The sequence below is a fragment of the Faecalibacter bovis genome, assembly GCF_017948305.1.
Taxonomy (GTDB): domain Bacteria; phylum Bacteroidota; class Bacteroidia; order Flavobacteriales; family Weeksellaceae; genus Empedobacter; species Empedobacter bovis.
In genome coordinates this window covers 935,689-957,189 of record NZ_CP072842.1, presented here as the reverse complement: position 1 = coordinate 957,189, position 21,501 = coordinate 935,689, and the positions used below count along the sequence as shown (strand labels likewise).

Below are 21,501 nucleotides of genomic sequence, written 5' to 3'. Positions count from 1 at the left end.
ACTTGTATAAAAAATTATTTAGCGAAACCATCATATATGGTGTAGGATCAATCTTGCCTCGATTGATAATGTTTGCTTTAAATCCTTTTATTATTGGAAAAACAGCAGAAACAGATTTTTCTATTTTTGGTCAATTATATGCCGCTGTATCTTTCTTAAATGTTATTTTAACTTTCGGTTTTGAAACTGCATTTTTCCGTTACGCAACAGAAGATGGTCTTTATCAAAAGGTTTTAAATACGGCATTTTGGTTTATGACAGCTACATCTTCTTTAATGCTGATTTTGCTTTATGTTTTTTTACAACCATTAGCAGATTTTGCGAATTATACAGAAAACCCAGAGTATTTATTATGGTTTGGTTGGATTGCTTTTTTTGATACAATTTGTGTAATTCCTTTTGCTGTACTTCGTTTTAAGAATAAGCCAATTTATTATTCAGCAATTAAGGTTTTCCAAAATGTGTTTCAGGCTTTATTAACCATTTTCTTGTTGTATTATATTTCGACTGATTTTATGGTTGATTTAGGATTTACGAACACGATTTCTTATCCTTTTATATCCAATTTAATTGCGTCTATTTTAGGTGTAGTTTTATTGTTAGGTGTGATTAAACAAGTTCAATTAAAATTTGATTCAGATCTTTTTAAGAAGATGTTTCTTTATGGATATCCGATTATGATTGCAGGTTTAGGATATATATTAAATGAGAATTTTGATAAATTAGTCCAACGTCAATTAATTGATGAAGCTGATGCTGGTTCATACGCAGCATGTTATAAAATCGCGACTTTGATGACGTTGTTTGTCACAGCTTATCGAATGGGAATAGAACCATTTTTCTTTAAAGTAGCAAAAGATAAAGACGCAAAGCAGATGTATGCAAATATCTTGTTTTTCTTTAGCTTGATTTGTAATGTTGTGATTTTAGGAATACTTGCTAATATTGATTTAATCAAACAAATTTTTATACCAAAATCATCATTCTGGTTAGCGTTAGATATTGTTCCAATTATTTTAATAGCGAACTTATTTTACGGGATTTATTACAATCTTTCTACATGGTATAAGGTAACAGATCGTACCAATGTAGGAACTAGAATCTCTTTAATAGGAGGAGCGATTACAGTTATATTAAACTTAATTTTATTACCAAAATATGGTTTCATGGTATCGGCTTGGGCAACATTAATCGCGTATGGAACGATGATGATCATCTCATATATCTGGGGACAAAATGCTTACAAAATTCCATATCAAACAGGAAAAATCATTTTATATATGACAATTGCAATTGTGATGGCATGTGTTAATTATTATGTTTTAGATTCTAATTTGATTATTGGTAATCTTTTATTAATCTCGTACATTGCATTGCTATTTATCGTAGAACGAAGAACTATTAAAAAACTGATTCAGAGATAAAATCCCATGAAAGTAAAAGTTATTAATCAATCGAAACACGCGTTACCAGAATATAAAACGGCTTTATCAGCTGGTATGGATTTGACAGCGAATATTGATGAACCAATTGAATTAAAACCTTTAGAAAGACGTTTAATTCCTACAGGATTATTCATCGAATTGCCAGCAGGTTACGAAGCACAAGTTCGTCCTCGTAGTGGTATGGCTTTAAAACATGGTTTAACTTGTTTAAATTCTCCAGGTACAATTGATGCAGATTATCGTGGTGAAATTGGTGTAATTATCGCCAATGTTTCTAATGATACTTATACTATCGAAGATGGTGAACGTATCGCACAATTAGTAATAGCAAAACACGAAACAATTTCGTGGGAACAAGTAGAAACTTTAGATGAAACTGAGCGTGGAGCAGGTGGATTCGGTAGTACAGGAAAGTAAGAGATCAAACTCAACAATATTTATTTAAAATGAAAATTATTATCCCAATGGCTGGACGAGGATCTCGTTTACGCCCACATACATTAACAACTCCTAAACCATTAATCCCTATTGCAGGTAAACCTATCGTTCACCGTTTAGTTGAGGATATCGCCAAAGTAAGTTCAGAAAAAATTGATGAAATTGTTTTCGTTATCGGTGATTTTGGTGCTGAAGTAGAAGCTGATTTAGTTACAATTGCAGAAAAATTAGGTGCGAAAGGTACAATTGCTCATCAATTAGAACCTCTTGGTACAGCACATTCAATTTGGATGGCAAAACAAGCTTTAGACGGACCAGTTGTTGTTGCTTATGCAGATACATTATTCCGTGCAGATTTTAAGTTAGATATGGAATCTGATGGTGTAGTTTGGGTAAAACAAGTTGAAAATCCATCAGCTTTTGGAGTAGTAAAATTAGATGAAAACGAGGTAATTACAGATTTCGTAGAGAAACCTCAAGAATTTGTATCAGATTTAGCAATCATTGGTATTTACTTCTTCCGTGATGGTCAAAAATTATACAAAGAAATTGAACATTTAATTGAAAATGATATCACAACTGGTGGTGAATATCAATTAACTGATGCGTTAGAAACAATGCGTTCAAAAGGAGATCAATTTACTTTAGGTAAAGTTGACGAATGGATGGATTGCGGAAATAAAGCGGTTACTGTTGATACAAACTCTCGAGTTTTAAATTTAGATAAAGCAGATTATTCATCGATTAATTCAAATGCAGTTATCGAAAATTCATTAATTATTCCACCATGTTATATTGGAGATGGAGTTGTAATCAGAAATTCTAAAATTGGACCAAATGTTTCTTTAGGAAATGGAACAAAAGTTGAATGTTCTAATATCGACAATTCATTAATTCAAGAAAACTCTATTATTGCTAACGCGAATTTAACTGATTCTATGATTGGTAATAATGCTAAATATTACGGTGTTTCTCGTAGTATTTCGCTAGGTGATTTTTCTGAATTAGATTTTAAATCTCACGAAGCTTAATAATTTAAGATATGAAAAAATTAGCCCTAATTTTAGGTTTAGCATTTGCTGTAACAAGTTGTACCTCATCAAAAGTGGTAAATAATTCTGAAGCTCCGTTAGTTTCAGAATCTACTAAAATTATCAACCAAACGTTAGCTAAAAAATCAAACTTTGATCATTTAACGATTCAAGCCAAAGTAGTAGCTGATTTGGAAGAAATTTCTGGTGATGTAAAAGCAACGATTTACGTAAATAATGGATCTAAAATTTGGGTTAATGCTACTAAATTTGGTTTTACAGGAGCACGAGCTTTAATAACACCCGATGGTTTTTCTGCTTACGAGAAAGTAGGTGGAACATATTACGAAGGTGATTTTTCGTTAGCGAATAAACTTTTAAAGGTCGATTTTATTGATTATCAAAAGCTTCAGAATTTAATGTTAGGTAAAGTTTTCGTGGATTTAAATCCAACAGAATACACAGCAACGTTAGATCAAAATCAATATATTGTAGCGTATAACAAAAACTCACAAATTCAATCTTCACCTCAAGCGGGTGAATACATTCAGACTTACGTTTTTGATAATGGTTTTCGTCTAAAAGAAGCTCATCTTAAAGATCCAAAACGCAAGATGGAAGTTGAAATAGCATATGCAAATTGGATGAAAGTGGGTGAGGAAGAGTTTCCTAAAAATGTTAAAATTATTATAAAAGATAAAAAAACGCGTCAAGTGGATTTGGAATATAATAGTTTTACATATCAAGAAACAAATACACCTTTCTCAGTTCCAAGTGGGTATAAGAAAAAAGAAATAAAATAATGAGGATTGTTTTAACCGCAATTATATGCTCTTTGAGTATATGGGTAAATGCTCAGGTGCCCTATAACAAAGAGAATTTGCAAAAACAAAATGCACAGTTAAAAAAAGAAATTTTACAGTTAGGTCAAGCCTTGAAGAAAAATCAAGAAAATTCTCGACTTAATGTAGAATATGTGCAAAATCTTACCAAAAAAATAGATACTCAGACCAAATTAGTAAGCAACTTAGGTAAAGAAAAACGCTTTATCGAAGATGAAATTTATTTGACTCAGTTAGAAATTAATAAACTTTCTCGTGAACTTCAGGTTCTAAAAGAAGATTATAAAAAAGTATTAGTTCGTGCCTACCAAAATCGTTCGGTAGACAATAAATTACTTTTTATCTTATCATCTAAAAGTCTTAGTGAAGCTTATCGCCGAGTTGAATATTTAGAAAAATACGCTGATTATCAAATTGCTAAAGCAGAAGAGATAGTTGGTAAAACAACTGATATTCGTGCTAAACAAGCAGCAAAAGAAAAAGCTAAACAAGACAAAGAAAAAGTCTTAACTCAACAGCAATTATTTAGTCAATCATTAGAAAAAGAAAGACTAGAAAAAGAGAAAGCTGTTGCTGAATTTAAGAAAAATGAAAGTGTAATTGCTGCCGATATTAACGCGAAACAAAACCAACAACGTCAGATTGATGCTCAGATTAAAGCGATTATCGAAGAAGAAATTCGTCAAGCAAAAATTAGAGCTGAAAAAGATAAAAAAGCTTGGGATATTGCGCGTAATGCAAATACAATTCCTGCTTATAACGAATATTTAAAAGAAAATCCGAAAGGAGATTACGCATCATCTGCACGTAGAAATATTGCAGCGATTGAAGCGGATGCGAAAGCATGGAATGTTGCTCGTAGTACTCACTCAAAGGCAGCATACCAATCGTATTTAAAATCTTATCCAAAAGGTAGTTTTGCATCTACAGCGAAAACAGAAGTTGCAAAATTCGAACAATTAGAACGTGAAGCAGAAGCAGAACGTCAGCGATTAATTGCGCAGCGTAAAGCGGAAGAGGAAGCTCGTTTAAAAGCTCAGAAAGAAGAAGATCAGCGTAAAATTGCTGAAGCACGTGCTGATGCCGAAGCGAAAGCGAAAGCAGAAGCCGCAGCTAAGGTAATAACGAAAGTTCCTGAAAAAGAGAAGGTTGTTGTAAAAGACGAACCAAAACCAGCTGAAAGCTTTAATGATACACCAGAAGTTGGTGGTTTATCTGGAGATTTCTTAGCGAATAAAGGTCGATTACCTTGGCCAGTTGCAAAAGGGAAAGTTGTAAGTCATTACGGAACAAGTTCGCATCCAATCTTAAAGAATATCGACATTCAAAATAGTGGTGTTGATATCTCTACAGGAAAAGGATCAAGTGCAAGAGCCGTTTTTGAAGGTACTGTTTCTTTCGTAATGCCAATCCAAGGTGGTAACAAATCTGTATTAGTTAGTCACGGAACATATTACACGGTTTATACGAATTTATCTACAGTAAATGTAAGTAAAGGAGATCGTGTAGGACGTGGTCAATTAATTGGATTAATTGATACTGCACCAACTGGAGAAACAATCATGAATTTCCAAGTATGGAGCGGAACAACGAAACAAAATCCTGCACTTTGGATAGCAGGAATGTAACAAAAAATAAATATATTTGCATTAAAATCAATTCAATATGGGAATGTTAGGGGGTAAAGAATGGATTCTTATCATTATCGTAGTTTTGTTATTATTCGGAGGTAAGAAAATTCCTGAATTAATGAGAGGATTAGGATCTGGAATTAAAGAATTCAAAGATGCTACAAAAAAGGAAGGTGACGAGAACGAACCTAAAAAAGAAAATTAAAATAGTATTTTAATTATATACAAAGCATTGTAGTTGTGAAACAATTTCTGATTACAATGCTTTTATTTTTATTAGACAAAAACATATTACAATGAAGTTTACAGAAAGAGCTTGGGAGATTTTTAATGAATCAATTAACGATTATCATCAATATGATGATGTTAATAGAACAATCGAAAATCCATACGACGAGTCAAACTTAATTGAACATTTATTATACAAAAAGAACTGGATTGATACTGTTCAATGGCATTTAGAAGATATTATCCGTGATCCACAAATTGATCCTGTTGAAGCATTATCATTAAAACGTTGGATTGATAAATCAAATCAAGAACGTACAGATATGGTAGAATACGTTGATAGCTGGTTTTTACAACAATATGCAAATGTTGAAGTGAAAGCTGATGCGAAAATTAATACAGAATCTCCTGCTTGGGCGGTTGACCGTTTTTCTATCTTATCGCTTAAAGTTTACCACATGCAACAAGAAGTTGATCGTACAGATGCAACTCCAGAACATATTGCAGCGTGTCAAGCGAAGTTAGATGTTTTAAAACAACAACATATTGATTTATCTACTGCTATCGAAGAATTATTAGTTGATTTTCAAGAAGGAAATAAATACATGCGTGTGTACAAACAAATGAAAATGTACAACGACGAGTCTTTAAATCCTGTTTTATACGCAAATAAAAAATAAGTAATTAATCACTTGCTATATAAAAGCTTAACTCTTAGTTAAGCTTTTTTTATGCAACATTGTTAGGCATGCATAATAAATTTGTAATTTTAGCTATTCTTAATAAAGTAGGAAAAAAGTAGAAATAAATTTATTTCAAAACGAGTTATTCTTATGAATTACAGTGAATTATATGAGGTTTTAAAAGAGAATTTTGAAAAAAAAGGTTCTTTTAAAAAAGTTGATGGTTTAAATTTAACGATAGAAACAATTCATTTTGACTCGACTAAAGCCGATTTACTTCATGGATCACCAAAGTACACATGCGATAAACATGATTTAAATTTCTCAGTTGATGCAGAAAAAAAATCCCAAGTTATTTATGGAATTCCATCTGTTGATGCAACTGATTTTGATATCGAATGTAATAAACATTTTGATTATTATATCTTAAAACGCGCTGATATTGAAAAGGCAGATGGAGCAATTATTTTTTTTCATGGATTAAATGAAAAACGATGGGATAAATATCTTCCTTGGGCTTATGAACTAGCGCAACAAACAAAGAAAGCAATAATCTTATTCCCGATTGCATTTCATATGAATCGAGCTGAAGAAATTTGGTCTGATCGTCGTGCAATGGTGGAAGTTTCTAATTTCAGAAGAAAAAATTTCAAGGACAATTCAGATTGTTCCTTTGTTAATGCAGCAATCAGTTCTCGACTAGAAGCTCATCCTCAGCGTATTTTCTGGTCTGGTTTCCAAACGTATTCAGACGTAATTTCGGTGGTTAATTCTATTCGTAATAATACTATCAAAAGTGTGTCAGCAGATTCTACTTTCGATTTATTCGGGTATTCAATAGGATCGTTTTTATCAATTATTCTTAAAATGGCTGATCCTGAAGGAATTTTTAAGAAATCGAAATTATTTTGTTTTTGTGGTGGAATGACAATCGATCGTATGTTCCCGATTTCTAAATACATCATGGATGCAAGAGCAGCGATAAAAATGCAAACAGTTTTTGCTGAATTATTAAGTTCTGATTTTAAATCAGATCATCGTTTAGGTCATTTTCAGAATCAACAATTACATCCTCAAGAAAGTTGGTTTAAGATGATGTTACGTTATAATTATTTTCAAAAAGAACGTGAAGTTCGCATCAAAGAATTACAAGGTCAGATTAAAGCTTATGTTTTAGAGAAAGACGAAGTAGCTCCGCCGATGGAAGCTTTAAATACTTTACAAGGAGGTTATAGAAATATAAAAATAGAGGTAGAAATTCAGGATTTCCCGTTTGAATATTCGCATATGATTCCATTTCCTTTAACAAATAAAATTCAGGACGAAGTCACAGAATCTTTTAAACAGTTTATAAAATCGGCGAGTGATTTTTACAATGCCTAAAAATAAAATGTAATAAATAGAATATCAATACCTCTTATTAAAAAATAAGAGGTATTTTTATTTTAATCCATATTAATATCATACAAGAATGAATAGACTACTTACGAAATCACTTTGCATAGGTTTAAGTTTTTTAGCGTTGAATATATCAGCTCAAGAAACTCCGAAATACGATTATCACGAAGCGTTTAAACCTTTTTTTTACCTAAATAATGGAACAGATTATCGTTCTGCAAGTGGTAAACCTGGACATAATTATTGGCAAAATAGAGCTGATTATAATTTAACAATCTCTTTAAATGATCAAACAAATGAATTGGTCGGTAGTTCAGAGATTTTATACACTAATAACAGTTTCGATTCACTTGAATTTTTATGGTTACAATTGGATCAAAATTTATTCAATAAAGATTCAAGAGGAGCATCTTTAATTCCTGCAACAGGAAGTAGATACGGAGATTCTGGTTCTACATTTGACGGCGGATATAAAATAAAATCTGTCACAGTTGATGGGAAACCAGTTAAATATTCGGTTATCGATACACGAATGCAAATTGATTTAGCAAAAGCATTAAAAGCAAAAGGTGGAAAAGCTAAAATTAAAGTAGAATATTCTTACACTGTTCCGAACGAAGGTGCAGATCGTACTGGAGTGGTTGATACAAAAAATGGAAAGATTTTTACAATTGCACAATGGTTTCCACGTATGGCTGTTTACGATGACATACATGGTTGGAATACGTTACCTTATTTAGGTCCTGGAGAATTTTATTTAGAGTACGGAGATGTTACGGCAACAATTACGGCACCGGCAAATCATTATGTTGTTGGTTCTGGCGAATTGTTAAATCCGAAAGATGTATATTCTTCTGAACAGTTAAAACGTTGGGATAAAGCGAAAACAAGTGATGCTACTGTTATGATTCGTACAGCGGATGAGGTTAATGCAGCTGAAAGAACTTCGTCTAAAACTAAGACATGGAAGTTTAAAATTAAAAATACAAGAGATTTTGCATGGGCTTCGTCTTCTGCGTTCATTTTAGATGCGGCGAAAATTAATTTACCATCAGGCGATAAATCATTAGCAATTTCTGCATATCCAGTAGAAAGTGATGGACAACATGCTTGGTCTCGTTCAACAGAATATACCAAAGCTTCCATCGAACATTATTCAAAACAATGGTCTGAATATCCTTATCCGACAGCGATTAATGTAGCGGGAAATGAAGGTGGAATGGAATATCCTGGAATTGTATTTTGTCACATGAATTCGAAAGGTGAAGGCCTTTGGGGAGTTACAGATCACGAATTTGGACACATTTGGTTTCCTATGATTGTAGGTTCTAATGAGCGTGTACACGGTTGGATGGACGAAGGTTTTAATACGTTTATTAATGATATTTCTACAAAGAATTTTAACAATGGTGAATATTATGTGAAGCAACCTTTACAAAGAATGGCCTCGGTTTTTAATAGTGATAAATTAGAGCCGATTGCAAGTCAGCCAGATAATATGCGTGAACGTAATATAGGTTTATTATTGTATTACAAACCAGGCGCTGGTATGACATTGTTACGTGAACAAATTATAGGAGAAGAGCGTTTTGACAAAGCTTTAAGAACATATATAGATTATTGGGCATATAAACATCCAACGCCTGAGGATTTTTTCCGCACGATTGAAAATGTAACCGGAGAAGAATTGTCTTGGTTTTGGAGAGGTTGGTTTTTGAACAAATGGAAAATTGATCAAGGTGTAAAAGGAGCAAAATACAAAGAAGGAGATTTTACGAAAGGTATAAATGTAACGGTTGAAAATATTGGTCAGTTACCTATGCCAACTACGGTTCAATTAACATTCAAGGATGGAACAAAACAAGAGGTTAAATTACCAGTTGAAGTTTGGAAAAAAAATACGGAATGGACTTTTCATGTACCAAGTAAAAAAGAAGTTACTACTATAAAGTTAGATCCAACAGGAGCTTATCCAGACGCAGATTTATCAAATAATACATTCACAATTGGTGGAGATGGAGAAATGGTTCAATCAAGAATTAACGTAAATGAATTTGTTGGTACTTTTCATAATGCACAAGTCGGAATGGAAATAGTAATTAAAGTAGATAATAATCATTTAGTTGCTCAAGCGGCTAATCAACCAGCTTTTCCAATAATGCATTCAGAAGGTAGAACTTTTGTTTTTGATGAAGCGGATATTAAATTTGAATATGCTGAAGATTTAAAATCTTTCATTTTAAAACAAGGAGAATATGAATTAGAATTTAAGAAAAAATAGATTTCATTAAATTTTAATAACTAATAAAAAAGCCTCGCATCGCGAGGCTTTTTCAATATTATTTTGTTTGCTTTGGTTTAAGATATAAATCAAAGTAATCTGTAATTTTTTGCATTAAATGTACACGTTCAACACCGCGAACATTATGCTCATGATTCGGATAAACGTAGTAATCAATTTGCTTCTCCGCTTTTACCGATTCTTTTAATAAATCCATCGAATGTTGCCAAACCACAACAGGATCTAAAGAACCATGAATAACTAAAAGCTTACCTTCTAAGTTACCAACTTTTGTTAATAAGTTGTTTTCTTCGTAACCTTTCGGATTGTCTTGAGGCGATTCCATGTAACGCTCTGTGTACATAATTTCGTATCGACGCCAATCAATTACTGGTCCACCAGCAACTCCTACTTTAAAGACATCAGGTTTACGTAACATAAAAGAAGTTGTCATAAATCCTCCATAAGACCAACCGTGAATTCCCATTCTTTCAGCATCAACAAATGGTAAAGCCTTTAAATAATCAACACCTTTCATTTGATCCTCCATTTCTGTAGCTGCTGCTTTTCCATGAATCGCTTGCTCAAATTTTAGTCCTCTATGTGCAGAACCGCGACCATCCATTGTAAAAACTACATATCCTTTTTCTGCTAAATGGTCGTACCATAAGTTACCAGAAGCTGGAAATCTATTTGTAATTAATTGTGCGTGTGGTCCATTGTATAAATACACGATTACAGGATATTTCTTTGTCGCATCAAAGTTGTTTGGATAGATTAACTTTCCGTATAAATCTGTACCGTCATCTGCTTTTAACGTTACATTTTCAACTTTTGCAGTTTTGTAGCCGTTTAATGGATTTTTAGCCGTTAATAAATTCGAAATTTTATTCGACTTCGTATCAATTATATCAATTTTACGAGGAGTTGTGTCGTTACTCCAGTTGTCAATCGCATAAATTCCAGAAGTCGAAACCGAAGGATTATGCGTTCCAGCTTCTTTCGTTAATTTGCGTAACTTTCCATTCTCCCAATTTACTGCATATAAATGACGTTCTTTTGGCGAATCTTTTGTTGTAACAATCAATAATTCTTTTGCTTTTGCATTTTGTCCCACGATATCTGTAACAACCCAATCACCTTTTGTAATTTGATTGATTAACTTTCCATTCGTGTCAAAACGATATAAATGCATAAATCCATCACGTTGCGACCACCAAACAAATTCATTAGTTTTTCCAGGAATAAAGTATAACTCGTGTTGAGGTTCTACATATTTATCATCCTTTTCTTCGAATAATGTTTTGATGAATTGTCCAGAAACTGCATCGTATTGGTTTAATTTTAAGTGTTTTTGATTACGACTTAAAATTCCAATGTAAATGTGTTTTTCATCTGGCGACCATGTAACAGATGTTAAATATTGATCTTTTTGTGGTTCAGTTTCTAAGAAAATCGTTTGTTTTGTTTTCGGATTATAAACGCCTAAAGTAACTGTATGATTTTTTGTTCCAGCAAATGGATATTTAATATTTTTATTTACCGCAGGTTGAACTGACCAGTCAATAATTGGATATTCTGTTACAACCGTTTGATCCATTCTATAAAAAGCTACATAATTCCCTTTTGGAGAAATATAGATTCCTTTGTGGATTCCAAACTCGTTTTGGTGAACAGATTTACCGTTTACAATATTATAAGAACCATCTTTGGTGATTTGATGTGTGTTTCCAGCGTTATCTACAAAGTATAAGTTGTTATCAACGGTATAACCCGCTTGATTATTGGCTGCATCAAATTCTACATCTTGCGCATTTGCAGGAATGTTTATCCAATTGTTGATTTGTCCGTTTGTAGAAACCGTTTTGTAAGCTCCTTTTTGGTTGAAGAATGCTTTTTGGTTATTGATCCAATTAAGAGATGGCACACGATTTCCTTCGAATTGAGTGGAACGGAAAATGGTATCTACTTTATTCGTAGGAACATTACGTTTAACCAGAGCTTCTCCGTATTTTGTTTTTACATTTTGTGTAAAAGCGTCTTCATTCGGAATCCATTGTACTTGACTTAAATTCTCAACTCTTAGATTAGTTCCTAAACCAAGAACAGCATCTTTCATTGTAATTTCTTTTTGTTGAGCAATCGATAGTGTACTCAAAAAAAGCGTTGCGTATAGTAATTTTGTTTTCATGTTATTGAGCTAAATAAGCTGCTAAAGCTTCTAAATTTTTCTTTTCATTTCCAATAAAAATGGTATCACCGTCAACAATAACTGGACGTTTTAAAAATGTATAATCTGATAAGATGTAATTCTTAATATCAGCTTCGGATAATTCAACATCTTTTAAACCTAATTTTTTATAATTCTGCGCACGTCGAGAAAATAATGCTTCATAACTTCCAGCTAGGTTTTTCATTTCATCCAATTCGTCTTCAGTTATAGCAGTAGATTTTATTTCATGTAAATCAAATCCAGTAAAATCATTTTCCTTTAAAATACGTTTACACGTATCGCAAGTTTTTAAAAAGAATACTTTCTTCATCAGGTGAATTTTTTATGTTATGTAAATATACTTAATATTGAATTGTTAATGCATTTTGTCTTTTTATTTATGTTTATAGAAAGCTTTATCTTTGCAAGATGGACGAGAAGAATATGATACGATTAAATAAGTATATAAGTGATAGTGGATATTGCTCGCGAAGAGAAGCGGATCAATACATCGAAAATCGCTTAGTACATATTAATGGGCGTGTAGCTAAAACTGGACAACATGTTGGTCCGAATGATGTAGTAACAGTAAAAGGGGTAGAAATTGAACCTCGAGACAAAGCACATGCAGCATATATTATGTTGAATAAACCAGTTGGAGTAACATGTACAACTGATCCTTCGGATCCAGATAATATTGTTGATTTCTTATCTTTCGGAGAGCGAATTTTTCCAATTGGTCGTTTAGATAAAGATTCGCAAGGTTTGATCTTATTAACAAGCGATGGTGATATTGTGAATAAGATTCTTCGTGCTGGAAATAATCACGAGAAAGAATATGTTGTAACGGTGAATAAGCCAATTACAGATGAATTCTGTGAGCGAATGTCGAAAGGTGTTCCGATTTTAAATCAAGTGACGAAGAAATGTAAGATTGAAAAAGTAAGTACAAATGTTTTCAAAATTACATTAATACAAGGATTAAATCGTCAGATTCGTCGTATGTGCGAATATTTCGGTTATACAGTAAAGAAATTAGAGCGAATTCGAATTATGAATTTAACGCTGAATGTTCCTGTTGGTCAGTTCCGTGATTTAACTCCTGAAGAATTAGCAGAATTGAATCGTCTTACTGCAGATTCAGAAAAACATGAAGAAAAAAAATCATCGAATAAACCGAAGAAATCAGCAGCAAAAAAATCAGCAGATTTTTCTCCAGATTTTAAAGATGAGAAAGGACGTCCAGTTCAAAAAAAGAAAACAAATAAACCAAAATCTACATCTCAAGCTCGAGTTGGTAAAAGTAAAGCTCCAACAACATCAAAAGGTGGAAAATTTGGGAAGAGAAGATAATTCTAAAACCGATTCTTTTAAAAGAATCGGTTTTTTTATGCGCTTAAAAATTGTCAATATATCGTTGTTTGATTTTTTTTAGATTTGATTTTTATATCTTAGTTAAAAATTAACAAACAAGCATGAAGAAGATTATTTATTCGTTAATGTTTTTAGCGATGACTTTTGGGTCTGCGTTAAATGCACAGGAAAATTTATCATTCCAAACTCCACCAAAAGAAATTTTACAATTAGCAGATGCTGATATGCCACCTTCTATTTCAGTGGACGGAAAAGCAGAAAACGCTTTCTTATCGTACAGAAGTCGTTATAAAACATTGAATGAATTAGCAGAAACAGAATTACGTTTAGCGGGTTTAAGAATTAATCCAGTTACTAATATTAATTCGAGAGAAAATTTCAGTGAAAAAATTACTTTCTATGATTTAAAAAATTCGAAAGAACAAACAATTACAGGATTACCAGCAAAAGGACGTTTCTCTAATCAATCATGGAATTCAAACCAAACAAAATACGCAGTTACAAATACAACTGAAAAAGGAGTTGAATTATGGGTAATTGATGTAAAATCAAAATCAGCTACAAAAGTTTACGAAGATAAATTAAATGCAAATTTAGGACGTCCATATACATGGTTATCAGACAATAAAACGGTAATCGTAAATGTTATCCCTGCTTCTAAAAAAGCTTTAATTAATACTGCTGAAGCTGTTCCTACAGGACCAACAGTATCTAATGCAGACGGAAAAGAAGCGCAAAACAGAACATATCAAGATTTATTGAAAGATAAGAATGATGAGTTTAATTTTGAGCAATTAGCAATTTCTGAATTAGTAAAAGTTGATGTAGAAACAGGTGCTAAAACAAAATGGAAAGACGCTGCAATGTATGCAAATGTTGTTGGTTCTCCAGACGGACAATATGTTTTAGTAAACGAAATTCAAAAACCATTTTCTTATTTAGTTACTTATAGAAGTTTCCCAAGCGTAGATGTTGTTTACGATGTAAATGGAAAAGTAGTTAAAGAAATTAATAAAAAAGATTTACAAGAAGTTGTTCCAAAAGGTTTTTCTTCGACAACTACAGGAAAACGTAGTGTTTACTGGCGTGCAGATAAAGCCAATACTTTATATTGGGTTGAAGCTTTAGATGGTGGTGATGCGAACAAACCTGCTGAATATCGTGATGCAGTTTATCAATTAGCAGCTCCTTTTACAGGTGAAAAACAAGAATTAGTAAAAGTAAAAGATCGTTACCGTGGAATTATTTGGGGGAATGATGAGGTTGCTTTAGTTCGTGATTCATGGTATAACACACGTAATGAGAGTTACTACATTTTTAATCCATCAAATAATAAACAAGAAGCAAAACGTTTCTTTAGTCGTAATACGCAAGATGCTTACAATGATCCAGGAACTTTTGTTACAGAGAAAAACGATTACGGATACAATGTTTTAGCAATTAATAAAGGTAAATTAATGTTAGATGGCGAAGGAATTTCACCAGACGGAATTTTACCATTTGTTGATGAATTTGACATCAAAACATTAAAAACGACACGTTTATGGAGGGCTCAAAAATCAGATAAATTAGAAACAATTGTTGATATTATTGATCCTAAAAAAGGAATTGTTTTAGAGCGTATTCAATCAAAAACAGAATATCCAAATTTATACGTTCGCAATATTTTCCAAAAAGGAGGTAAGCCAAAGCAAATTACGTTTACTAAAAACCCATTCGAAGCAATGAATCAAGTTTCGAAAGAGTTAATTAACTACAAACGTGCTGATGGTGTAGAATTATCAGGAACTTTATATTTACCACCAAATTACGATAAAACGAAAAAAGAGAAGTTACCAATGTTAATGTGGGCTTACCCGCGCGAATTTAAAGATGCTGCAACTGCAGGTCAGGTTACAACTTCTGAAAATCAATTTACATCGCCATCATACGGTGGTCCAGTTTTTTGGGCTTTAAGAGGATATGCAGTTTTAGATAATGCAGCTTTCCCAATTATTGGTGAAGGGAAAGAAGAACCAAATGATACGTTCGTTCCACAATTAGTTGCTAATGCAAAAGCAGCCATTGATGCAGTAGATGCTTTAGGATTTATTGATCGTGAAAGAGTAGCAGTTGGAGGACACTCTTATGGAGCGTTTATGACAGCTAACTTATTATCACATTCTAATTTATTCGCAGCTGGTATTGCACGTTCAGGAGCTTATAACCGTACATTAACGCCTTTCGGATTCCAATCAGAACAGCGTAATTACTGGGAAGCACCAGAAGTGTACAACACAATGTCGCCTTTTATGAATGCAGAGAAAATGAAAACACCTTTATTATTAATCCACGGAGATGCGGATAACAATACAGGAACTTTCCCAATGCAATCAGAGCGTTACTTTAACGCATTAAAAGGATTAGGAGCAACAACACGTTTAGTTTTATTACCAAAAGAATCTCATGGTTATGCATCACGTGAAAACATTATGCATATGTTATGGGAACAAGACCAATGGTTAGAAAAATACGTGAAAAACAAAGGAAAAGAAACTTCGAAAGAAGTGAAGAAAAAATAATTTCTAATAAATTAAAAGCGACTACTTCGGTAGTCGTTTTTTTTAATAATGTATTTTTATTGAATGAAGGATAAATCATTATTATTTTTAGGGATACTTATTTTAACAATTATTTGTTTTAAGTTGTACTTTAATTTTATAGGTATACCTTGGCCTTATTCAAGTTCAGATTTCAATTTTGATTTAATAGCTTTATTTTTAAGCTTAGTTTTATCAATAACAATTGCTTTGATTGGTTTTAAAATTCCCATGTTATTTCGTTTTTTAACTTTGATCTTACTTTTTCCAACAATTTATTTTTTCTCACTTAATTTTTTTAGAGATACGTTAAAGGCAATAGATTTTGGTTTGTCAAAGGAACTTACAATTAAAAAAATAGTTTATTCAACTGATCATAATTGGGTAATTCATCAATTAACCACGAAAGAAAAAGGACCAGTATTTATTTCTCAGCTCGACACCTCGGTGTGGGGTTTTGATTCTTATATTTTTAAAGGAGATACGATAAAATCTATTCGAATTAGAGAAAGTAGAACTAATCCGAATCATTTTTATTACTATTTTAAAAAATAAAAAAAGCCTCGCAATGCGAGGCTTTATATGTTGAATCAAAATTTGATTACATCATTTTTAAGAAGTTAACTTCTAATTCAGTTAAAGGACGATAATCTCCACGGTTTAAACCTTTTTTAGTTAAACCAGCAAAAGATACACGATCTAATTGTTCTACTTTGTATCCTAATTTTTCGAAGATACGACGTACAACACGGTTCCATCCAATGTGGATTTCTAAACCGATTTCGTTTTTCGGACGATTTTCGATGTAAGAAATTTCGTCAACTATTGCAATTCCTTCCGGAATTAAACGAACACCTTTTTTAATATCAGCCATATCATTCGCCGTTAATTTTTTATCTAAAGTAACGTGGTAGATTTTTTTGATATCATGACTTGGGTGAGTCAATTTCTTCGTTAAGTATCCATCATTTGTAAATAAAAGGACACCTGTTGTCTGACGGTCTAAGCGACCAACAGGGAAGATACGAGCTGTTGTTGCACCAGCTACTAAATCCATTACAGTTTGACGATCTTTCTCGTCTTTAGAAGTTGTAATGAATCCTTTTGGTTTGTTTAATAAGAAGTAAACATTTTTTTGCGAAGAGATTTTCTTTCCGTCGAAACGTACTTCATCACCTGGTTGAACCTTGTAACCCATTTCTGAGATAACTTGACCATTCACAGTAACGATTCCAGTTTTGATCAGTTCGTCGGCCTCTCTTCTGGATGCAATCCCTGCATTCGCTACATATTTATTTAAACGAATAGTCCCGTCATCAACCGGAGCCGCTTTTAACCTTTTTACGAAAGGTTTTTGCCCTGGTTTAGAAAACGATTTTTTTGGTCCAAAACTATTTCCTTCTCCTGTTAGTCTTCCACCACCGTAAGATGGTTTGTTACCTCCAAAAGATGGTTTACCTCCTTCTGTTTTGCTACTTCCACCAAAGCTTGGTTTCCCACCTTCAGTTTTTTTAGCTCCAAAACTTGGTTTTCCTTTCCCTCCGTTAGGTCTTGATGAAGATGAACCACTGTTCGCTCCTCTACCACGATTATTCCCGCCTTGGGAATTTCTGTTGTTGGATTGTCGTCTATTATTCATGATTATATAATTGATGCGCTACCTAAAATTTTGCGCAATAGTTTGCAAAGTTAAGGGATTTATTTCGATTAATGAGATACTAAATACGCCTGCAACTATCATTCCTTTAAAAAAATAATGTAAAATTTTGAAATCTTGCTCTGTTTTTCCTCTCCATAAGAGAAATGCATTGAATAAGAAAGAGATAATAGAAAACATGAAAAAGTATTTCATTAAACCAATTTCATGACTTTTTATCAGATAACAACCTAATAAAATATCTATTATTATAAAGACATAAACAATTCGTTTCGTCGTTCGTGTCCCATATTTAATAGGAATAGAATTGTAATTATAAATTAAATCCACACGTTGTGAGGCTAAATTTTTAACAATATCAGTAATTAAAAATAAGATGGTTAAAAAGCTTGCATGTAGTAAAAGGATTTGGTCAAACTTTTCAAAATAAACAACTAAAGCGAAGAATGGCATTGTACGCAATACAACCAGATATAAATTTTTAATCAGTGCAAAGCGATTCATTTTGTGGCTGTAAAACCAAACTAATATCTGATAAGCGAAGAAATATAGCAGCACTCGCCAAGAAACACTGGAAGCGATTAATAACGCTAGCGAATTTAATATGATGTAAACTCTAAGTTTAAATCCTTGTGAAACTTGTTTATTAATGTAAGATTGCATCGGACGTTTGATGCGATCTTTTTCTAAATCGTAAAAATTATTAATAATATATCCTGCAGCAACACAAAGTATAGAGGATAAAATAATACCATTAATTTTAAGATTTGTAAGTATGGTAACATGATTTTCTTCTTGCGCAAAAATAAATAAGCATGCAAGATATTGGGCCAACATCAAGATAATAAGATTGTAGCCTCTAATAACAGAAAATAAAGCAAAAAGTTTGATGATTATCTTCTGCAGATTCATTTTCTAAATTGATTTTGAATTAAAAACGATAAATAACTTCAGTATTAAAGTCTTTTAAATATGTTTTAGCTTTTTCGTAGTCTTGTGTAAAACCTAAAACATATCCACCACCACCTGATCCACAAAGTTTTAGGTAATAAGTGTTGGTATCGATTCCTGTTTTCCAGGCGTTTACTAATTTCTGAGGAATCATCGGACGAAAATGTTCAAAAGCCCATGATGATAACTTCTGTAAATTATTAAATAGCGGATTGTATTCACCTTTTACAAAATACTCAATACAAGCATTGTTGTATTTTATAAATTCTTCTTTTAAAGTTTTACGGAAACCGTCGTTTTTTAATTTTTCGAAGAAAATTTGAACCATCGGAGCAGTTTCTCCAGGTTCACCAGAATTTATTAAAAATACAGCGCCTTTACCATTAGCTGCAGCTTCAGGTAAACCAACTGTAGAAATATCGTCTTTAGATTGGATTAATAAAGGAATATTCATGTAACAAATCAATGGATCAATTCCAGAAGATTTACCATGAAAATAAGATTCCATTTGCCCAAATGTCAATTTTAATTCAGCAATTTTTTCTTTTGTTAAATAACTTTCAATCTCGATTTTGTTTTTCGCGTACTTGTTGTAAATCGCAGCGACTAAAGCACCAGAACTTCCAACTCCGTATCCTTGTGGAATATTAGAATCGAAATACATTCCGTTTTCAACATCTTTATTGAAAGCTTCAGTATCAAATAATTCTGAAAAATTTTCTGATAAAAATTGAGCGTACTTACGTAAATGAGCGTTGGAAGAAGCTGTCATTTCAGTTTCTTCAAATTTTAAGGCTCCTTGGTAAAAGTTGTAAGGAATCGTCAAACCTTTCGAGTTTTCGATAATTCCATATTCACCAAATAACAAGATTTTAGCGTAAAACAATGGGTTTTTCATGTTGAATATTAAATTCTAAGCAGCAAAATTACAAAATTACTTTCACTCTATCTTGCTGAATGTTAATTCTTGATTCAATATACAATAAATGATCCAATTTGTAATAAATTTAAATCAAATTCATTTGGAATGTTATTTGTTTATTTGATTATGATTCAGTTTTTTAACAACTGTATTAAATTTCTGTTAAAATCAGAATACAATCAGATTAGTAGCCCATTTCTTATTAAAAATTTTAAATTTGCAGCATGTACGTAACAGCATATTTGTCGAAAGAAATTAAACCAGGAAAAATCAATTATTCTCCTGAACATCTTCTAGAGATGGTTCAAGAAATGAAGTTGACACATTTACCAATTTTCGATGGTTTGGATTTTGTAGGAAATATTGCTGAAGAAGATTTAGTGGAACTAACGCTTGGATACGAAAATCAAGATTGGATAAAGAATTATACTGAATCTTTTTACTTGACTGAAGATCATACGTTATTGGATGCTATACAGATGATGTACATGAATCACACGAATGTTTTACCTGTAATTTCTGCTAGAAATAAATACATTGGATGCGTATCGCAACAAACAATTCTAGAGGCAATGGCAAAGTTTCCATTTGTGTCAGAGTTGGCTGTATCAATGATTGTTTCTATCCCGTCTAAAGATTTATCAATGTCGATAATTACGAATATTATTGAATCTAACAATGGGAAGGTTTTTGGATTGATGTTAGTAGATGATGTTGATGATCAAGCGAATGTTTTCGTAAGATTTAGTTCATCAAATTTATTATCAATTGGCGAAACTTTCGAGAGATATGGTTATCAAGTGATTCAGAAGTTTTATAATGATGAAAAACAAGAGTTGTTGCAATCTCGATATGCTCAGCTTTTAAAATACATGAATACATAATGGTTAAAGTTGCTCTTTTTGGTCAGAAGACAAGCACATCTTTAGAAGATATTATTACTCCTTTTTTAAATTATTTATCTGCACATAAGATTGAGTATTGTATTGAGGAAAGGTTTTTAAGAAAAATTTCTGTCTTGACAGACGTAAATCTTACAAACGTTGAAACATTTAGTTCTAATGAAGATTTAGATAAAAGTGTAAAATTCTTTTTTTCTTTTGGAGGTGATGGTACAATTCTATCTGCAGCTACAATAGTTAGAGAATCACAAATTCCAATTGTTGGTGTAAATACAGGACGATTAGGATTTTTGGCAACGATTAATAAAAGTGTTTTATTAGAGCAATTAGATAATTTTTTTGAAGGAAATTATAACATTATCCCTCGTTCACTTTTAAAAATTGAAAGAAATGACGGTGTTGAAATCGAAAATAATTTTGCCATTAACGAAATTACAGTAACTCGTAGAGAAACAACCTCTATGATTACGATTGATACAACTTTAAACAATGAATTTTTAAATTCTTTTTGGTCAGATGGATTAATAATTTCTACGCCAACAGGATCTACAGGTTATAATTTAAGTTGTGGTGGACCAATCGTTCATCCATCCAATCAAAATTTTATCATTACACCAGTCGCGCCACATAATTTAAATGTTCGTCCACTAATAGTTTCAGAAGATTCTGTCATCGATCTTAAAATTAGAAGCCGTGCAAATGAGTATTTTTTATCATTAGATTCAAGAAACTTAGCATTAACTACAGATGTCGAATTACGAATTACAAAAGCGGATTTCAAGATCAATATAGTTGAAGCAAATGAGGCCAGTTATTTTACAACTTTGAGGGATAAAATGTTGTGGGGATCTGATAAAAGAAATTAATATTACAATAAATCATCTTAATTTTTGTTAAATCAGTTATCTTGAATTGACTTTTGTTTAT

General features: G+C 32.2%; 19 protein-coding genes. 14 read left to right on the top strand and 5 right to left on the bottom strand.

Annotated features, from left to right (window positions below; all coding sequences use genetic code 11):
• The first annotated feature begins 2 nt into the window (after positions 1-2).
• The 9 genes from J9309_RS04575 to J9309_RS04535 all read left to right on the top strand — a co-directional run bounded on the left by J9309_RS04575 (position 3) and on the right by J9309_RS04535 (position 9,977).
• Positions 3-1,424 (top strand): lipopolysaccharide biosynthesis protein, encoded by a 1,422-nt coding sequence (locus J9309_RS04575; protein ID WP_262897282.1) that lies wholly within the window; start codon positions 3-5, stop codon positions 1,422-1,424.
• Positions 1,425-1,430: 6 nt separating this feature from the next.
• Positions 1,431-1,862 (top strand): dUTP diphosphatase, encoded by a 432-nt coding sequence (gene dut, locus J9309_RS04570; protein WP_230477364.1) that lies wholly within the window; start codon positions 1,431-1,433, stop codon positions 1,860-1,862.
• 29 nt (positions 1,863-1,891) lie between these two features.
• Entirely contained in the window at positions 1,892-2,914 is a 1,023-nt protein-coding gene (locus J9309_RS04565) for a sugar phosphate nucleotidyltransferase (protein WP_230477363.1), read from the top strand.
• An 11-nt stretch (positions 2,915-2,925) separates the two neighbouring features.
• The gene (locus tag J9309_RS04560; protein ID WP_230477362.1) at positions 2,926-3,717 is read left to right on the top strand and encodes a DUF4292 domain-containing protein; all 792 of its coding nucleotides are present in this window, start codon (positions 2,926-2,928) and stop codon (positions 3,715-3,717) included.
• A 77-nt stretch (positions 3,718-3,794) separates the two neighbouring features.
• A complete protein-coding gene (locus J9309_RS04555) occupies positions 3,795-5,384 on the top strand; it encodes a murein hydrolase activator EnvC family protein (RefSeq protein WP_230477361.1) in 1,590 nt (529 codons plus the stop codon).
• Positions 5,385-5,421: 37 nt separating this feature from the next.
• Positions 5,422-5,592 carry a twin-arginine translocase TatA/TatE family subunit gene (gene tatA, locus J9309_RS04550; protein ID WP_230477360.1) on the top strand — a complete coding sequence of 57 codons (171 nt, stop codon included), beginning with the start codon at positions 5,422-5,424 and terminating at the stop codon, positions 5,590-5,592.
• A 91-nt stretch (positions 5,593-5,683) separates the two neighbouring features.
• Positions 5,684-6,295: a DUF4254 domain-containing protein gene (locus J9309_RS04545; protein WP_230477359.1), complete on the top strand. Its 612-nt coding sequence runs from the start codon at positions 5,684-5,686 to the stop codon at positions 6,293-6,295.
• A 153-nt stretch (positions 6,296-6,448) separates the two neighbouring features.
• Complete coding sequence (locus tag J9309_RS04540; RefSeq protein WP_230477358.1) at positions 6,449-7,681, top strand: DUF6051 family protein; 1,233 nt, start codon at positions 6,449-6,451, stop codon at positions 7,679-7,681.
• Between the two features lie 88 nt (positions 7,682-7,769).
• Positions 7,770-9,977: a M1 family metallopeptidase gene (locus J9309_RS04535; protein WP_230477357.1), complete on the top strand. Its 2,208-nt coding sequence runs from the start codon at positions 7,770-7,772 to the stop codon at positions 9,975-9,977.
• A 58-nt stretch (positions 9,978-10,035) separates the two neighbouring features.
• Here the strand turns inward: J9309_RS04535 and J9309_RS04530 are convergent, their stop codons facing one another.
• Together J9309_RS04530 and J9309_RS04525 are read right to left on the bottom strand one after the other, a co-directional pair.
• Positions 10,036-12,168 (bottom strand): S9 family peptidase, encoded by a 2,133-nt coding sequence (locus tag J9309_RS04530; RefSeq protein WP_230477356.1) that lies wholly within the window; start codon positions 12,166-12,168, stop codon positions 10,036-10,038.
• Position 12,169: 1 nt separating this feature from the next.
• Positions 12,170-12,520, bottom strand: a complete 351-nt coding sequence (locus J9309_RS04525; protein WP_230477355.1) for an arsenate reductase family protein — start codon at positions 12,518-12,520, stop codon at positions 12,170-12,172.
• A 98-nt stretch (positions 12,521-12,618) separates the two neighbouring features.
• Between J9309_RS04525 and rluF the strand changes: the two genes are divergently transcribed.
• The 3 genes from rluF to J9309_RS04510 all read left to right on the top strand — a co-directional run bounded on the left by rluF (position 12,619) and on the right by J9309_RS04510 (position 16,697).
• The gene (rluF, locus tag J9309_RS04520) at positions 12,619-13,542 is read left to right on the top strand and encodes a 23S rRNA pseudouridine(2604) synthase RluF (RefSeq protein ID WP_230477354.1); all 924 of its coding nucleotides are present in this window, start codon (positions 12,619-12,621) and stop codon (positions 13,540-13,542) included.
• A gap of 122 nt (positions 13,543-13,664) precedes the next feature.
• Positions 13,665-16,124 (top strand): alpha/beta hydrolase family protein, encoded by a 2,460-nt coding sequence (locus J9309_RS04515; protein WP_230477353.1) that lies wholly within the window; start codon positions 13,665-13,667, stop codon positions 16,122-16,124.
• Between the two features lie 63 nt (positions 16,125-16,187).
• Positions 16,188-16,697 (top strand): hypothetical protein, encoded by a 510-nt coding sequence (locus tag J9309_RS04510; RefSeq protein ID WP_230477352.1) that lies wholly within the window; start codon positions 16,188-16,190, stop codon positions 16,695-16,697.
• Between the two features lie 46 nt (positions 16,698-16,743).
• On the opposite strand, the gene J9309_RS04505 is transcribed toward J9309_RS04510, so the two are convergent.
• From J9309_RS04505 to J9309_RS04495, 3 genes are read right to left on the bottom strand one after another with little or no spacing between them, the layout of a single operon-like run.
• Positions 16,744-17,781, bottom strand: coding sequence for a pseudouridine synthase (locus tag J9309_RS04505; protein WP_230477351.1), 1,038 nt, complete (start codon positions 17,779-17,781; stop codon positions 16,744-16,746).
• 18 nt (positions 17,782-17,799) lie between these two features.
• Complete coding sequence (locus J9309_RS04500; RefSeq protein WP_230477350.1) at positions 17,800-18,711, bottom strand: geranylgeranylglycerol-phosphate geranylgeranyltransferase; 912 nt, start codon at positions 18,709-18,711, stop codon at positions 17,800-17,802.
• 19 nt (positions 18,712-18,730) lie between these two features.
• Entirely contained in the window at positions 18,731-19,648 is a 918-nt protein-coding gene (locus J9309_RS04495) for a mevalonate kinase family protein (RefSeq protein WP_230477349.1), read from the bottom strand.
• A gap of 248 nt (positions 19,649-19,896) precedes the next feature.
• On the opposite strand from J9309_RS04495, the gene J9309_RS04490 reads away from it, so the two are divergent.
• Both J9309_RS04490 and J9309_RS04485 read left to right on the top strand, forming a co-directional pair.
• Positions 19,897-20,556 (top strand): CBS domain-containing protein, encoded by a 660-nt coding sequence (locus J9309_RS04490; protein WP_230477348.1) that lies wholly within the window; start codon positions 19,897-19,899, stop codon positions 20,554-20,556.
• Positions 20,556-21,440, top strand: coding sequence for an NAD kinase (locus J9309_RS04485; RefSeq protein WP_230477347.1), 885 nt, complete (start codon positions 20,556-20,558; stop codon positions 21,438-21,440). The genes J9309_RS04490 and J9309_RS04485 overlap by 1 nt, the downstream gene beginning before the upstream one ends.
• Positions 21,441-21,501 lie beyond the last annotated feature (61 nt).

Coding starts and splice junctions, on each gene's coding strand:
- tatA (WP_230477360.1), top strand. CDS start 5,422: ATGGGAATGTTAGGGGGTAAAGAATGGATTCTTATCATTATCGTAGTT.
- J9309_RS04505 (WP_230477351.1), bottom strand. CDS start 17,781: ATGAATAATAGACGACAATCCAACAACAGAAATTCCCAAGGCGGGAAT.
- J9309_RS04525 (WP_230477355.1), bottom strand. CDS start 12,520: ATGAAGAAAGTATTCTTTTTAAAAACTTGCGATACGTGTAAACGTATT.
- J9309_RS04495 (WP_230477349.1), bottom strand. CDS start 19,648: ATGAAAAACCCATTGTTTTACGCTAAAATCTTGTTATTTGGTGAATAT.
- J9309_RS04485 (WP_230477347.1), top strand. CDS start 20,556: ATGGTTAAAGTTGCTCTTTTTGGTCAGAAGACAAGCACATCTTTAGAA.
- dut (WP_230477364.1), top strand. CDS start 1,431: ATGAAAGTAAAAGTTATTAATCAATCGAAACACGCGTTACCAGAATAT.
- J9309_RS04560 (WP_230477362.1), top strand. CDS start 2,926: ATGAAAAAATTAGCCCTAATTTTAGGTTTAGCATTTGCTGTAACAAGT.
- J9309_RS04500 (WP_230477350.1), bottom strand. CDS start 18,711: ATGAATCTGCAGAAGATAATCATCAAACTTTTTGCTTTATTTTCTGTT.
- J9309_RS04565 (WP_230477363.1), top strand. CDS start 1,892: ATGAAAATTATTATCCCAATGGCTGGACGAGGATCTCGTTTACGCCCA.
- rluF (WP_230477354.1), top strand. CDS start 12,619: ATGGACGAGAAGAATATGATACGATTAAATAAGTATATAAGTGATAGT.
- J9309_RS04530 (WP_230477356.1), bottom strand. CDS start 12,168: ATGAAAACAAAATTACTATACGCAACGCTTTTTTTGAGTACACTATCG.
- J9309_RS04490 (WP_230477348.1), top strand. CDS start 19,897: ATGTACGTAACAGCATATTTGTCGAAAGAAATTAAACCAGGAAAAATC.
- J9309_RS04540 (WP_230477358.1), top strand. CDS start 6,449: ATGAATTACAGTGAATTATATGAGGTTTTAAAAGAGAATTTTGAAAAA.
- J9309_RS04515 (WP_230477353.1), top strand. CDS start 13,665: ATGAAGAAGATTATTTATTCGTTAATGTTTTTAGCGATGACTTTTGGG.
- J9309_RS04535 (WP_230477357.1), top strand. CDS start 7,770: ATGAATAGACTACTTACGAAATCACTTTGCATAGGTTTAAGTTTTTTA.
- J9309_RS04545 (WP_230477359.1), top strand. CDS start 5,684: ATGAAGTTTACAGAAAGAGCTTGGGAGATTTTTAATGAATCAATTAAC.
- J9309_RS04510 (WP_230477352.1), top strand. CDS start 16,188: ATGAAGGATAAATCATTATTATTTTTAGGGATACTTATTTTAACAATT.